This window comes from Thioalkalivibrio sp. ALE20 (assembly GCF_000381405.1).
GTDB lineage: Bacteria > Pseudomonadota > Gammaproteobacteria > Ectothiorhodospirales > Ectothiorhodospiraceae > Thioalkalivibrio.
In genome coordinates, this window is sequence record NZ_KB906474.1 from 218,927 (window position 1) to 234,167 (window position 15,241).

Below are 15,241 nucleotides of genomic sequence, written 5' to 3' on the forward strand. Positions count from 1 at the left end.
CTTGTCACTGCGGTTGTGCTCGTTCAGAAGCCCGCGCCCAGCTGGAACTGGAAGCTCTGGGTATCGTCACCCGGCTCGTCGTTCAGCGGCTCGGCCACGCTGAAGCTCAGCGGTCCCACCGGCGAGAACCAGGTCAGCGCCAGTCCCGCCGCCGCGCGCAGCTCGCCCACGTCGAAATCGCCCGGCTCGTTGAACACGTTGCCGGCGTCCACGAAGGTACTCATGCGGATCGCATCATTATCCGCGGCGAACGGGGCCGGGAAGAACAGCTCGCCGGACACCGTGGTCCGCAGGCGCCCGCCATAGGGATCATCGTTGCTGTCGCGCGTGGCCGGCTGCCCGTTGCGCAGCGGCCGCAGGTCGCCCAGACGGTTGGCCTCGTAGCCGCGCACCGACTGGATCCCGCCGGCAAAGAACCGTTCGAAGAACGGCAGTTCGTCGCTGCCGAACCCGTCGCCGTAACCGATGCCTCCGGAAACGGAGAAGCTGAAACGCTCGCTCAGGCGGAACAGCTCCTCGCCGGAATAGGTCAGCTTGTAGAACTCGCGATCACTGCCGGGAATCGCCAGCTCCATCCCGATCCGGTGCCGCCGGCCCTCGCTGGCAAAGGTCGTCGAATCCCGCGTGTCGTGGATGAAGCTGGTTTCCAGCTTGACCAGGTTGGCCGTGTCACCGAACTCGTCCAGTTCGTCGCGGATCTCCACCGGCGTGCCCGTGCGTCCGCCGGTGTGGTCCACGGTATTGACCGCAATGTGCTCGAATCCCGGCCGGATGCGCACCCGATCCACCTCCGACAGCGGGATCCCGTAGCTCACGTTGAACCCGTAGCGGTCGGTGGAATAGCGCGAGATGTTCGCCGCTTCGGCGTCCACTTCGCGGTAGAACACCGAGAAGCCACGGCTGGCCCCGGCCGGCGTGTAATGCGGATTGGTCAGGTTCATGCGGAACACCCGGTTCACGTCGGAGGTACTGATCTCCGTGGAAAACCGGTTGCCGGTGCCGAGGAAGTTGTCCTGCGAGATCGAGCCGGACAGCAACAGCCCCTGGTTCTGCGAATACCCGGCGCCGATCGACAGCGCGCCGGACTGGCGTTCGGTCACGCTGATGTCGAGATCGACCTCGTCGTCCGAGCCCGGCACCCGCCGCGTCTCCACGTTCGCGCTGGCAACGAACGGCAGCCGCTGCAGCCGGATCCGCGAGCGCTCGATCAGCGCCCCGTTGTACCAGGAGGACTCCATCTGCCGCAGCTCGCGGCGGTAGACGCTCTCCTGGGTGTTCTCGTTGCCGGAGATGTTGATCCGCCGTACGTACACCCGGGGGCCGGGGTCCACGAAGAACGTCACCGTGACTTCACGGCTGTCCTCGTCGACATCCGGCACCGGATTGACGTTGGCAAAGGCATAACCCTCGCGCTCCAGGCGTTCCGCCATGCGCTCCGCCGACTCGGTGACCTGGCTGCGCGAGAACGGCGCGCCCAGATCCACCTCGATCAGACCCTCGAGTTCCTCCTCCGGGATGACGAAATCACCGGCCAGCGAAGTGCCGGTCAGGGTATAGGGTTCGCCCTCGTCGACATTGATGGTGATGTACAGGTCTTCGCGATTGGGCGACAGCGTGACCTGGGTGGAATCCACGTCGAACTCGAGAAAGCCGGAATCCAGGTAGCGCGAGCGCAGGGTCTCGAGGTCGCCGGAGAGCTTCTCGCGGGAATAGTCATCACGGCTGGAGAAAAACTGCCACCAGCGCGGGATCCCCGATTCGAAATCACCCTTGAGATCGCCGTCGTCGAACGCCTGGTTGCCGACCAGGTTCACGCCCCGGATCTTCGCCTGCGGCCCTTCGGTGATGTCGATGTCGACATCCACCCGGTTGCGCGCGAGGTCGACGATGTCGACGTCGATGCGCACGTTGTAGCGTCCGCGGGCGAAATACTGTTCGCGGATCTCGTTCTCGATGCGCTCCAGCAGCGTCCGGTTGAACACCCGCCCGCTGCGCAGGCCCACCGATTCCAGTGCCTCCTCCAGCGCCTCGTCGGGGATGTCGTTGTTCCCGGAGAAGCGGATCTCGTTGATCGCCGGCCGTTCGGAAACGATCACCACCAGGACGTCACCGCGCCGCGCCAGCTCCACGTCGTCGAAAAAGCCGGTGCGGAAGAGCTCGCGGATCACCTCCGGCGTCTGGCTGTCATCGAAGGTGTCACCCACCTCCACCGGGAGATAGCTCAGAGCCGTCCCCGCGGTAATGCGTTCCAGCCCTTCAATCTCGATGTCCTCGATCTGATAGGCCTGCCCCCAGGCCGGCCCCGCGAGGGTCACCAGGCCGAGCAGGGCCCATCCTTTCAAGCTTTGTCGCGCCATGCTGTCCGCCAAGTGGAGGGCGTCCGGTCCCGTTTCCGGTCAGCCGAACAACCGTGTCAAGTCGTTGTAGAAGGCGAGGATCATCAATGCCGCGATCATCAGCAACCCGATCTGCTGGCCCACGATCTGGGTCTTTTCCGACACCGGGCTCCCCTTCACGGCTTCCGCCGCGTAGTACAGCAGGTGCCCGCCGTCGAGCATCGGGATGGGCAGCAGATTGATAATCCCCAGCGACACGCTGACGATCCCGAGAAAACCGAGGAAGGCGGAGATCCCGATGACCGCGGACGTGCCGGCAAACTCGGCTATGGTAACCGGTCCGCTGATATTTTTGACCGAGGCCTCGCCGGTCACCATGCGCCAGAGGATCCCGAGGGTCAGGGTCGTGACCTCCCAGGTCCGCACCGCGCCGGAACCGACAGCCTCCACCGGCCCCTGGCGCACGATCACGCTCAGCTCGCGCATCGCCGGCTGATCCGGATCCACGCCGGCCCCGATCCGCCCGATGGTACCCTGTTCGGCCTCTACCGGCTCGGGGGTCAGCGTCACCTGTTGCCGCACCCCGTCGCGTTCCAGCGTGACGGACAGCTCGCTCCCGGCGCTGGCCCGGATACGCTCGACCCAGGCATTCCAGTCCGCGACGCCGTCGCCGTTCATCGCGACCACCCGGTCCCCGGGCTGCAGCCCGGCGCGATCGGCCGGCGAACCGGATTCGACCTGGCCGATCACGGGCTCCAGCTGCGGCCGGTACGGCGCCACGCCCAGGCGGTCGAGGAACTGTCCCTCGCCCAGCAGTTCGGCGCGGGCCGACAGATCCAGGCTGCGTTCGATCTCGCGACCGTCGGCATCGCGGACGATCAGCGGCACCGTATCACCCCGCACCGCGTGGTCAAGCAGCCGCAGGTTGGCCTGTTCCCAGTCCCCGACCTCGCGCCCGGCGATGCGCACGATCTCCTCGCCCCGCTCCAGGCCCGCTTCCGCGGCCGGCGATCCCGGGGTGATCTCGCCCACCACCGGGCGCACGCCGCCCACGCCGATCATGAACATCACCGCGAACACCGCGATCGCCAGCAGGAAGTTCGCCGCGGGGCCGGCGGACACCACGAACGTCCGCGCCCCCAGTCCCTGGCGATCGAACGCGCGGTGTTCCTCGTCCGCCGGCACCTCGCCCTCGCGACCGTCGAGCATCTTCACATAGCCGCCCAGAGGGATGGAGGCGATCGCGAATTCGGTCCGATCACGCCCGAAACGCCGCGACCACAACGGCCGGCCGAAGCCCACGGAAAAACGCAGGACCTTCACCCCCATCAGGCGGGCCGCCAGAAAATGGCCGTACTCGTGCACCGTGACGAGCACCCCGATCGCCACGACAAAGGCCAGCAGACTGGTCAGAAATCCCGTCACACCGCTTCACGCCTCCGCATGTCCAGCCAGTCCCGCGCGTGCGCTCTCGCCCGCGCGTCGGCACCCAGTACGACTTCCAGCGTCTCCGCGGGTTCCGGCTCCATCCCCTCCAGGGTCGCCTCGATCAGGGCCGGGATCGCATCAAAGGCCAGCTCGCCCGCGAGGAAGGCCTCAACCGCGATCTCGTTGGCGGCGTTCAGCACCGCGGTGGCCGTGCCCCCCTTCTCCAGCGCGCGCTGCGCCAGGCGCAGGGCCGGATAACGGGTCTCGCAGGGCTCGGAGAATTCCAGCGCCCCCATGCTGAGAAGGTCCAGTGCCTGTACACCGGAGGACATGCGTTCCGGCCACGCCAGCGCATGGGCGATCGGCGTGCGCATGTCGGGGTTGCCCATCTGCGCCAGCACCGAGCCGTCTTCATACGCCACCATGGAGTGCACGATGCTCTGCGGATGCAGCACCACCTGGATGCTCGTCGGCGGCACCGCGAACAGCCAGCAGGCCTCGATCAGCTCGAGCCCCTTGTTCATCATCGTCGCCGAGTCGACCGAGATCTTGCGACCCATGTCCCAGTTGGGGTGGGCGCAGGCCTCGTCCGGGGTGATCTCGCCGAAGGTCTCCAGCGAGCGCTCGCGAAACGGCCCGCCGGAGGCCGTCAGCCAGATCCGGCTGGCCCCGTGCGGGCTCACCGGATCGGCGCAGGTGTAGCCGTTGGGCAGGCACTGGAAGATCGCATTGTGTTCGGAATCGATCGGCAACAGCCGCGCGCCCGAGCGCCCGACGGCATCCATCAGCAACGCCCCCGACATCACCAGCGCTTCCTTGTTGGCCAGCAGCACCCGCTTGCCGTGCTCCGCCGCCGCCAGGGTCGGCAGCAGGCCCGCGGCGCCGACAATCGCCGCCATCACCGCATCCACCTCGGGTGCGCGACAGACCTCGACCAGCGCCTCCGCACCGCCGCGCACCTCGGTCTCGCAGCCGGCGGCGGTCAGTCGGTCGCGCAGGCTCTCCGCCGCCTCCGGCTCCACCATCACCGCCACCCGCGGGCGAAACTCCAGGCATTGCGCCTCCATCCGCTCGACATTGCGGTGCGCGGTCAGCGCGTACAGCGAAAAGCGTTCCGGCTGGCGCGCCACCACGTCCAGGGTGCTGAGTCCGATGGAGCCGGTGGAGCCGAGGATGGTGATCTGTTGCTTGTTCATGGAATGCTCCCGGAGGTCGGGGCGTGATGCCCCGGAAACCATCAGGCTGCGGGTACCGGCCACAGCTGCAGCCAGTACAGCCCGCCCGCCAGCACTGGTGCCGCCGCAAGATGGCTGTCCACACGATCCAGAATACCGCCGTGCCCCGGCAGCAAGGAACCGCTGTCCTTGGCCCCGGCACGGCGCTTGAGAATGCTTTCGAACAGATCGCCCACCACCGAGATCAGCCCCGTCACCATGGACAGCAGCACGAACGGGAGGGCATCCATCGGATCCAGATCGGCGGCCCCGGCCACGATCACCGCGAACACGAACACCAGGCCCATGCCCCCCATCAGGCCCTCGCGGGTCTTCCCGGGACTGATCTCGGGCGCCAGCGCGGTGCGGCCGAAGCGCCGACCCGCAAAATACGCCCCGGTATCCGCCAGCCCGATCAGTACGATCAGATAGACCACCAGCAGCGGCTCGATGCGATGCAGCGCCAGGATGGACACACCCGCGGCGACGACCATCAACCACCCGCTGGCTCGCAGCAAGGGGCGCCAGACCGCCTCCGACGCCGTATCCGCATGATAGAACGGCAGCGCAAAGGCCGCCGCCGCCCACAGCGCCACGCCCAGGATCACCCCCGTCAGCTCCAGGTGCTCACTGCCCGCCAGGGTCGGCAGCGCAATCCCGGCCACCGCCAGCACGGTCCAGGGCACCAGCATTGCGGCACCCCGAAGCCGCGCCAGAACGCCCCACTCCCAGGCCGCCAGCCCCAGGGTCGCGGCGACCAGGATCAGCACCGCCCACGCCGGGCCCCAGGCAATCAGCGCCAGCGCCGGAAGCCCCAGCGCACTGGCCGTGATCACGCGCTGCTTAAGCATCCACCGCCTCGCCCTGCGTCCCCGGAACGCCCCCGAAACGGCGCTGCCGGCCGGCATACCATTCCAGCGCGGCGGCGAAATTCTCGCGGGTCATGTCCGGCCACAGGGTATCGATGAACAGCAGTTCCGCGTAGGCCGCCTGCCACAGCAGAAAATTGCTGATCCGCTGCTCGCCGCCGGTGCGGATCAGGAGATCCACGTCGGGCAGGCCCGCGGTACTGAGATAGCGTTCCAGACCGATCTCGTCGTCGCTGCGTGCGGCATCACCCTGCTCGCGCGCCCAGCGAAGCGCCGCCTGCTGCACGTCCCAGCGTCCGCCATAGCCCAGCGCAATCACCAGTTCCAGACCCCGGTTATCACCGGTCCGGCGCTCGGCCTCCTGCATGCGCTGCTGCAGTTCCTCGGGGAAACGTGCGCGCTCGCCGATGAAACGCAGACGCACGCCGCGCTCCAGCAGTTCCGGGAGTTCGCCCTCGATGGCGGAGACAAAAAGCTCGAACAGCGCCTCCACCTCTTCCCGCGGACGGCGCCAGTTCTCGCTGCTGAAGGCAAACAGGGTCAGCGCGGTGACCCCGCGCTCGCCGAAATAGCGGACCGCCTCCCGGGTCGCGCCGAGGCCTTCACGGTGCCCGGCGGCCCGGGGCTGGCCACGCGCCTCGGCCCAGCGGCCGTTGCCGTCCATGATCACCGCCACATGGGCGGGCAGCACGGCTTCGGCACTCATGTTCGGGTGCGGATCCGGCATGATCGGAGGCCGTCAGACCTCCATCAGCTCGTTTTCCTTGTCGGCGAGCATCTTGTCGATGCGCGCGATGTGATCATCCGTCAGCTTCTGGATCTCGTCCTGAGCGCGCTTTTCGTCGTCCTCGGAGATCGCCTTGTCCTTCACCTGCTGCTTGAAGGTATTGTTGGCGTCACGCCGGATGTTGCGCACGGCCACGCGCGCCCCTTCGGCCTCCGACTTGACCACCTTGACCAGTTCGCGCCGCCGTTCCTCGGTCAGCGCCGGCAGCGGCACGCGGATGACCATGCCCTGGGACGACGGGTTGAGCCCCAGATCGGAGGTCATGATCGCCTTTTCGATCTTGCCGATCATGTCCTTTTCGTACGGCTGCACCGCCAGCGTGCGGGCATCCTCCGCGTTCACATTGGCCACCTGGTTGATCGGCACTTCGGTACCGTAGTACTCCACGTGCACGTGATCCAGAAGGCTGGGGTGAGCGCGCCCGGTGCGAATCTTGCCCAGTTCCGTGCGCAGCGATTCCAGCGTCTTGTCCATGCGCTCGCGCGCATCCTTGATCGTCGCATCTGTCATTGCCTGGACCCCTCGACCAGGGTTCCCACCGCCTCGCCCATCACCAGGCGCTGCAGGTCCCCCTTCGCAAACATGTTCATGACTCGTATCGGCAGCTCGTTGTCGCGGCACATCACCAGTGCGGTGGTGTCCATCACGCCCAGACGGCGCTCCAGCGCGTCGTCGTAGGTGAGCTTGTCGAAACGCCGTGCGTCCGTCTGTGTGAACGGATCCGCGTCGTACACCCCGTCCACCTTGGTGGCCTTGATCATCAGATCGGCGTTGATCTCGATCGCCCGCAGACTGGCGGCGGAATCGGTGGTGAAGAACGGGTTACCGGTGCCGGCGGCAAACACCACCACCCGGCCCTTTTCAAGGTGCCGCACCGCGCGCCGGCGGATGTAATCCTCGCAGACCTGGTTGATGCGGATGGCCGACATCACCCGGCAGAAGCGCCCGGCCCGCTCGATCGCGTCCTGCAGCGCCAGGGCATTGATCACCGTGGCCAGCATGCCCATGTGGTCGCCGGTCACGCGGTCCACGCCGCCTTCGGCCAGCCCGGCGCCACGAAAGATATTGCCGCCCCCGATGACGATACCCACCTCGACCCCGCGCCGCGAGAGTTCGCAGACCTCTTCGGCCACCTGCGACAGCACCGCCGGATCGACACCGTAATGATGTTCCCCCAGCAGGGCCTCCCCGCTCAGCTTCAGCAGGATGCGTCGGTAGGCGGGCTGCGTGTCCTGGCTCATCGGGTTCCTTTTCTCGGGCTGGCTGACGGGATCGGAGTGGTATTAATCCTGAAATGCTGCTTGTTACGGGCAGGCCGGACCCCGCAGGATCCGGCCCGGCCGGCTCAGGCCCCGCGGGCCTGCGCCATCACTTCCTCGGCGAAGTTCTCGCTCTTCTTCTCGATACCCTCGCCCACTTCGTAACGCACGAAGCCGGTGACCTTCGCGCCCTTCTCCTTGAGCAGGTCGCCCACGGTCTGGTCCGGGTTCATCACGAACGCCTGACCCACCAGGGTGATCTCGCCCAGATACTTGCGGATGCGGCCTTCGATCATCTTCTCGACGATGTTCTCCGGCTTGCCGGATTCCTCGGCCTGGGCCTTGAACATCGCGCGTTCCTTGTCGAGCATCTCGGTCGGGACTTCGTCCTCGTCCACGCACACCGGCTGCTGGGCCGCGATGTGCATGGCGATGTGCTTCGCCAGCTCGTCATCGGCCTGATCCAGGGCCACCAGCACGCCGATGCGCGCGCCATGCTGGTAGGCGCCCAGCGAACCCTCGGCGTTGAGGCGCTCGAAACGGCGAACCTGCACGTTCTCGCCGACCTTGGCCACCAGCTGGGTGCGATGCTCTTCCAGCTTCTCGCCCTCGACCTCTTCGTTCATCAGGCCATCCACGTCGGAGGCCGTGGTGTTGAGCGCGGTCTGCGCGCAGCGCGTGGCGAACGCACGGAAGTTGTCGTCGTTGCCGACGAAGTCGGTCTCGCAGTTGACCTCCACGATCACCGCGCGGTTGCCCTCGCTGACGATCTCCACGCGACCTTCGGCGGCCACGCGGTCGGCCTTCTTGTCGGCCTTGGCCATGCCGGACTTGCGCATGGCCTCCACGGCGGCCTCGAGGTCACCGTCGGTTTCGGTGAGGGCCTTCTTGCATTCCATCATGCCTGCGCCGGTGCGTTCGCGCAGTTCCTTAACCTGGGCAGCACTGATTGCCATCGGAATCAACTCCTGAAGAATTCTTGCGGGGCCGGCCGCGCGGATCGCGGCCGACCGGTTTCATCAAGCCTGGTCGGCGGCCGAAGCCTCGGCAGCTTCGGCCGTTTCGGCCTGGCCGAACGCCTCTTCGCCGGCGGCGGTAGTCATCGTGCCCTTGGCCTCGATGATGGTGTCCGCGACTGCGGCGACGTACAGCTGGATCGCGCGCATCGCGTCATCGTTGCCCGGGATCACGTAGTCCACGCCGTCCGGCGGATTGTTGGAGTCGACCACGGCGACCACCGGGATACCGCGCTTCTTCGCCTCGTTGACCGCGATGCGCTCGTAACCGACGTCGATCACGAACATGGCATCCGGCATGCGGTTCATGTCCTTGATGCCGCCCAGGCTGCGATCGAGCTTGTCCTTCTCGCGACGGCGGGACAGCGCCTCGCGCTTGTTCAGCACGTCGAAGGAGCCGTCGGTGTCCATGGTCTCGAGATCCTTGAGACGCTTGATCGACTGCTTCACGGTGCTGAAGTTGGTCAGCATGCCGCCCAGCCAGCGGTGGGTCACGTGCGGCATGCCGGCGCGGCGGGCTTCCTCGGCGACCACGTCGCGCGCGGAGCGCTTGGTGCCGACGAACAGGATCTGGCCACCGTCGGCCGCGACCTTGCCGAGGAAGTTCAACGCGTCGTTGAACATCGGCAGGGTCTTTTCCAGGTTGATGATATGGATCTTGTTACGCTCGCCGAAGATGTACGGCGCCATCTTGGGATGCCAGTAACGGGTCTGGTGGCCGAAATGGACGCCGGCCTCCAGCATCTGACGCATGGTCACGAGGGACATGAGTGTTCTCCTGTTGTACGGGTTGGGCCTCCACGCATCCCGGCCTGAAACCGGCCCGCTCGCGCGAACCAGCACCCGACAGACCGTGTCGATACGTGTGTGGATTAAGGTTGCAAGTCTCCGCTCAATTGCCAGCGAAGCGCGCGCTTTATAGCATAGAACGCTTATTCGAACCAAGCACGCGCGGCCCGTCATGCCGCGTCCGGAGACCCCATGTCCGTCACCATCAAGACCCCGGAAGAAATCGAGTACATGCGCGTGGCGGGCCGTCTGGCCGCCGAAGTGCTGGAGATGATCGAGCCCCATGTCGTTCCCGGCGTCACCACCGGCGAGCTCGACCGGATCTGCCATGACTACATCGTCAACGAGCAGCAGGCCACGCCCGCACCGCTGAACTACCGCGGGTTCCCCAAATCGGTGTGCACCTCGGTCAACCACGTGGTCTGCCACGGGATCCCCGGGGATCGCACACTCAAGAACGGCGATATCGTCAACATCGACGTCACGGTGATCAAGGACGGGTTCCACGGCGACACCAGCCGCATGTTCACCGTCGGCAAGCCGAGCATCCAGGCGCAGCGGGTGATCGACGTCGCCCGCACCGGGATGTACCTGGGCATCCAGCAGGTGCGCCCCGGCGCGACCCTGGGCGACATCGGCCACGCGATCCAGAGTTACGCCGAGAAGCAGCGCTGCTCGGTGGTGCGCGAGTTCTGCGGCCACGGCATCGGGCGCGGCTTCCACGAGGATCCGCAGGTGCTGCACTACGGCAAGCCCGGGACCGGGATGGTGCTGGAGCCCGGCATGTGCTTCACCATCGAACCCATGGTCAACGCCGGCAAGCGCCACACGAAAGTCCTGGCCGACGGCTGGACCGCGGTCACCAAGGACCGCAGTCCCTCGGCCCAGTGGGAACACACCCTGCTGGTGACCGAGGACGGCTACGAGATCCTGACCCTGCGCAAGGATGAGACCCCGCCGCAGGAAGTGGCCGCCTGACATCCATCCCGACACCGCCCCGGAGGCGCGCATGGCCAACACGGAACCCGCCCTGACCGACAGCAGCGCGGACTACCGGGAGCTCAGCCGCCACCCCGGTGACATCGCGCGGTTCCGCGAATATCGCCGCGGGATCGTGGAACAGCAGTACCGGGGCTTCCATGAAGGGGTGGCGATCGAGGATCTGATCTTCGGCCACGCCCGCCGGATCGACGACCTCCTGCGCCTGATCTGGGCCCAGTTCGGCCTCGCCGCCGATCCGAACCTGTGTCTGGTGGCGGTCGGCGGCTACGGCCGGGGCGAACTGCACCCGGCCTCCGACATCGACATCCAGATCCTGGTGACGGGCGAACATGACGCCACGCGCTCCGAACGCATCGGCGAGTTCGTCACCTTCCTCTGGGACATCGGCATCGAGGTCGGCCACAGCGTACGCAGCATCGAGGACTGCACCCGCGAGGCCCGCGACGACATCACGGTGGTCACCAACCTGATCGAATCGCGCTATTTGAGCGGAAGCCTGACCCTTTTCAACGATTTTCGCGCCGCGATCGAAGCCGATCGCGTATGGGATTCGCGCAGCTTCTACGCCGCCAAGCTGGCCGAACAGCAGGCCCGCCATCGCCGCTTCGGCGAAACCGCCTATCGTCTGGAACCCAACGTCAAGGAAGGCCCCGGAGGACTGCGCGACATCCAGATGATCGGCTGGGTGACCAAGCGCCACTTCGGCGCGGAACGGATCGAGGAGCTGGTCTCGCTCGGCTTTCTGCGCGAGGGCGAGTTCCAGGAAATGGTGGAGGGGCAGAACTTCCTGTGGCGGGTGCGGTTTGCCCTGCACATGCTCACCGGCCGGCGCGAGGACCGCCTGCTGTTCGACCTGCAGCGTCAGCTCGCCAGCACCTTCGGCTTCGTCGACCAGAACCACAACCGGGCGGTCGAGCAGTTCATGCAGCGCTACTTCCGCACGATCAACGACCTGGAGCGCCTGAACGAACTGCTGCTGCAGCATTTCAACGAGGCGATCCTGGATGACCCGGAACAGCTCCAGCAGCCCGAACGCATCCATCCCCGCTTTCAGGTCCGCGGCGGCTATCTGGAGGTCGCCCACGACCAGGTCTTCATGATCTACCCGCCGGCCCTGCTGGAAGTCTTCCGTATCCTCCAGCAGCACCCGGAGATCCAGGGCATCCGCGCCTCCACGGTGCGCCTGATCCGCGCCCACCGGCACCTGATTGACGGCCACTTCCGCCGCAACCGCCTCAACCGCGAGCTGTTCATGGCGATCCTGCGCGCCCCGCGCGGCATCACCAGCCAGCTCCGGCGCATGAACCGCTACGGCGTGCTGGGCAACTACCTGCCCGCCTTCGGCCGCATCATCGGGCGCATGCAGTACGACCTGTTCCACGTCTACACGGTCGACGAACACACCCTGAACGTGGTGCGCAACGCACGCCGCCTGGCGCTGCCCGAATTCGCCCACGAACACCCGCTGGCCAGCGAGATCCACTCCGGCCTGGAACGCCCCGAACGCCTGGTGCTGGCCGCGCTGTTCCACGACATCGCCAAGGGCCGCGGCGGCGATCACTCGGAGCTGGGCGCACAGGACGCGCTGCACTTCTGCCAGCAGCACGGGCTGTCGGACGAGGACGCCGCGCTGGTCGCCTGGCTGGTGCGCTCGCACCTGCTGATGTCCCTGACCGCCCAGCGCCGCGACATCTCCGACCCCGACGTGGTGATGGAATTCGCCCGCGAGGTGCGCTCGCCGGAGCGCCTCGATTTCCTCTATCTGCTGACCATCGCCGACATCCGCGGGACCAACCCGGAGATGTGGAACAGCTGGAAGGATTCCCTGCTGCAGACCCTGTACCACGCCACCCGCAACGTCCTCGACCGCGGGCTGGACCGGCCGCCGGACATGGAGGAACAGATCCGCCAGACCCGCCGCGAGACCCTGGAACTGCTGGCGCCGCAGGGCATTGGCGGGGAAGATGCCGCGGTGCTGTGGGGCCGCCTGGACGACGAATACTTCCTGCGCCATTCGCCCGACGAGATCGCCTGGCACACCCAGGCCCTGCTGAACAACGACCTCGAGGACCTGCCCCTGGTGCTGGTGCGCCCGCGCACCTCGCGCGGCAGCACCGAGGTCTTCGTCTATGCCGAGGACCACCCGCGCCTGTTCGCGCGGACCACCGCCGCCCTCGCCCAGCTGGGGCTGGACATCGTCGACGCCCGCATCATCAGTACCGCCGACGGTCACACCCTGGACACCTTCCTGGTGCTGGAGAACGCCGGGCAGACCGTCGAATCCGGCTACCGCACCCAGGAGATCTGCGCGACCCTCAACCGGGCGCTGCGCGAAGGCGCGGGCGGCGCAGCCCCGGTGCAGCGCCAGCTGCCGCGGCGGCTGAAGCATTTCGACGTCGACACCCGGGTGGAATTCGAGGAAGGTTCGCCGGGCGGTGCCACACGCATGCGCATCCGCGCGCTGGACCGCCCCGGCCTGCTGTCCACCGTCGGCCATGTGCTGGCCGAGCACGACACCGACATCCGCACCGCGCGCATCGCCACCGCCGGGGAACAGGTCGAGGACAGCTTCACCCTCACCGGCAGCGACCGCCGGCCGCTCACCGCGGCCGAACGCGAGCGCCTGCGCGCGGCCCTGCTGGAAGCTATCCGGGAGTCGGAGCCCCCGGGTCCGAATGCGGGCCCGAATGCAGCGGACGCGGGACCGGCATGACCCCCGCCTCCGCGGCGCCCGCCTCGCCCAGCAGGCGCGACTCGAAATCCGTCAGCACGCTGAACTCCACCCGCCGCGAGGCCTCGCGGTCCTCGCGTCCGCGCTCATCCAGCACCCGGCGCGAGGACGACATGCCGACCGCCGCGACGCGCTCGCGGAACCAGTCCTCGCCGCGCACGCGCTCCAGCCCCCAGGCGTATTCCAGCACCGAACGCGTACGCCGCTGACTCAGGTCCATGTTGGCGAAGTAGGCCTCGCGCGCGTCCTCCGCCCCGGCCCATTCGCTGGACGTATGGCCCTCGATGCGCACCTCGCGGATGACCCCGGCGAACGGCCGCAGGCGCTCGGCGTAGCGCGGCATGAAATCCTCCAGGATGACCTCGAAGCGCGGCCGGATCGCCGCCGAACTCTGCTCGAACAGCACCTCCGGCTCGCGGAAGCTGAGCGTCAGATCCTCGCGGTCCAGCTCCGCGTTCCAGCGCTCCAGGTCCTCCTCGAATTCGTCCAGCAACGCGGCGTGGATCGCATCGCGCAGGGCCAGCGCCTCGCTGCGGGTTTCTTCGTGGGCCGCCTGCGAACGCTCCACCTGCACCATGTGCAGCACCGCAATGAACAGGAAGATCATCATCAGTGCGGCCATCAGATCGGCCACCGCCAGCCATTGCGAACCCTGCTCGGAAGGCGTTTCCCCCGCAGCCCGCGCCCGCCGCGCAAACAGCCGCCGCAGGATCACGAGCGCCCCCCGGCGGCCGCCATGCTGCGCCCTTCGGTCGCGGACCAGCGCGCCTGCGCGGCCTGTCCCGCCTCAATCGCGTTCTCCAGGCTCTCCAGCATGCCCTCCAGACGCGCGTCCATCGCCGGGAAGGCCTCGGTCGCACGATCCCGCAGTGCCGCGATGGATCCCAGCAGGGCCTCCAGCTCCACCGTCTCGCGGCGCAGGCTGGACAGCGTCGCATCCTGGTCCTCCACGTGCCGCGTGATGCGGAAGGCCTGATCGGTCAGCTTCTCCAGACTGGCGCCGGAGTGCTCCATGCCCTCGCGTGCCTGATCAAACGCCCGCCGCAGTTCCTCCATCTGGTCGCGGTACTGCCCCTGCCATTCCAGCAGGCGACCCACCGAGGCATCCAGGCGGCGGAAATTCTCGCCGAACTGTTCGCCCAGGCGCGTGTTGAAGTCGCGGATTACCTGCTCCAGCGCCGCCACCAGATGGCCGCTGCTCATCTCGCTCATGCGCTCCGCCAGCCCGTCCAGTGCCTCCAGGGTCTCGCGATGCTGGCGCTGCTGACGTTCCTCCAGGCCGCGGTCCATGGCCTCCAGGCGCTGTGCCACCGCCTGCATCGCATCGCGCTGTTCGCGCAACAGATCCGGCACCAGGGCCGGCTCCTGCGGCAACCCATTGCCACCCGCGGCGGCCGCGCCCCCGGCCGCGTCCGGATCATCCGCGGCGGCGGGCTCGGGCCGCAGCACCTGCAGCAGGCGCAACAGGGCCGCCAGCGCAATGCCAACGATGCTGGTAACGAACGCCAGCTTCAGCCCTTCCAGCAGCGCCGGCACCGAGGCCTCGACCCGCGCCGCATCGAAGTCCAGCAACCCGATCGCCACCCCGAGGAAGGTCCCGAGGATCCCCAGCGTGGTCAGCAGTGCCGGGGCCGCCGCCTGCAGCCGCGTCATCCGGCCCAGCGCCATGCCCGCCAGCGCCAGGCCGGCGAGGACCAGCAGGCCGAGGGAAAACGCTCCGATCACGGTCATCGGCGTCAGCGCCTCCAGCGTCCCCAGCAGGGCGCTCGCCAGTCCGTTCAACCACTGTGTCATGCTTGCTCCTGTCCGG

Annotated in this window: 13 protein-coding genes; 2 read left to right on the plus strand and 11 right to left on the minus strand. The window is 67.3% G+C overall.

Going from position 1 to position 15,241, the window contains the following annotated elements; translation table 11 throughout:
• Positions 1-23 precede the first annotated feature (23 nt).
• The 9 genes from bamA to rpsB form a co-directional block, all read right to left on the minus strand.
• Positions 24-2,357, minus strand: coding sequence for an outer membrane protein assembly factor BamA (gene bamA, locus F790_RS0108200; protein ID WP_019591345.1), 2,334 nt, complete (start codon positions 2,355-2,357; stop codon positions 24-26).
• 39 nt (positions 2,358-2,396) lie between these two features.
• Complete coding sequence (gene rseP / locus F790_RS0108205) at positions 2,397-3,761, minus strand: RIP metalloprotease RseP (protein WP_018870726.1); 1,365 nt, start codon at positions 3,759-3,761, stop codon at positions 2,397-2,399.
• On the minus strand, positions 3,758-4,960 hold the full coding sequence (gene ispC / locus F790_RS0108210; RefSeq protein ID WP_018870727.1) for a 1-deoxy-D-xylulose-5-phosphate reductoisomerase: 1,203 nt from the start codon (positions 4,958-4,960) through the stop codon (positions 3,758-3,760). Before ispC ends, rseP begins: the two co-directional genes overlap by 4 nt.
• 41 nt (positions 4,961-5,001) lie before the next feature.
• Complete coding sequence (locus F790_RS0108215) at positions 5,002-5,829, minus strand: phosphatidate cytidylyltransferase (protein ID WP_019591346.1); 828 nt, start codon at positions 5,827-5,829, stop codon at positions 5,002-5,004.
• Positions 5,822-6,574, minus strand: coding sequence for a polyprenyl diphosphate synthase (gene uppS / locus F790_RS0108220; protein ID WP_019591347.1), 753 nt, complete (start codon positions 6,572-6,574; stop codon positions 5,822-5,824). Before uppS ends, F790_RS0108215 begins: the two co-directional genes overlap by 8 nt.
• Before the next feature lie 12 nt (positions 6,575-6,586).
• A complete protein-coding gene (frr, locus tag F790_RS0108225; RefSeq protein WP_018870730.1) occupies positions 6,587-7,144 on the minus strand; it encodes a ribosome recycling factor in 558 nt (185 codons plus the stop codon).
• Positions 7,141-7,875, minus strand: coding sequence for a UMP kinase (gene pyrH, locus F790_RS0108230; protein WP_018870731.1), 735 nt, complete (start codon positions 7,873-7,875; stop codon positions 7,141-7,143). The genes frr and pyrH overlap by 4 nt, the downstream gene beginning before the upstream one ends.
• Positions 7,876-7,979: 104 nt before the next feature.
• Positions 7,980-8,849 carry a translation elongation factor Ts gene (tsf, locus tag F790_RS0108235; protein WP_019591348.1) on the minus strand — a complete coding sequence of 290 codons (870 nt, stop codon included), beginning with the start codon at positions 8,847-8,849 and terminating at the stop codon, positions 7,980-7,982.
• Positions 8,850-8,912: 63 nt separating this feature from the next.
• A complete protein-coding gene (gene rpsB / locus F790_RS0108240; protein ID WP_019591349.1) occupies positions 8,913-9,677 on the minus strand; it encodes a 30S ribosomal protein S2 in 765 nt (254 codons plus the stop codon).
• A 213-nt stretch (positions 9,678-9,890) separates the two neighbouring features.
• Here rpsB and map point away from each other — a divergent pair, with 213 nt between their 5' ends.
• A complete protein-coding gene (map, locus tag F790_RS0108245) occupies positions 9,891-10,676 on the plus strand; it encodes a type I methionyl aminopeptidase (RefSeq protein WP_018870734.1) in 786 nt (261 codons plus the stop codon).
• Between the two features lie 31 nt (positions 10,677-10,707).
• Complete coding sequence (gene glnD, locus F790_RS0108250; RefSeq protein WP_019591350.1) at positions 10,708-13,413, plus strand: [protein-PII] uridylyltransferase; 2,706 nt, start codon at positions 10,708-10,710, stop codon at positions 13,411-13,413.
• On the opposite strand, the gene F790_RS0108255 is transcribed toward glnD, so the two are convergent.
• Both F790_RS0108255 and F790_RS0108260 read right to left on the minus strand, forming a co-directional pair.
• Positions 13,346-14,146, minus strand: a complete 801-nt coding sequence (locus F790_RS0108255; protein ID WP_019591351.1) for an OmpA family protein — start codon at positions 14,144-14,146, stop codon at positions 13,346-13,348. The genes glnD and F790_RS0108255 overlap by 68 nt on opposite strands.
• Entirely contained in the window at positions 14,143-15,225 is a 1,083-nt protein-coding gene (locus F790_RS0108260; protein WP_019591352.1) for a hypothetical protein, read from the minus strand. Before F790_RS0108260 ends, F790_RS0108255 begins: the two co-directional genes overlap by 4 nt.
• Positions 15,226-15,241 lie beyond the last annotated feature (16 nt).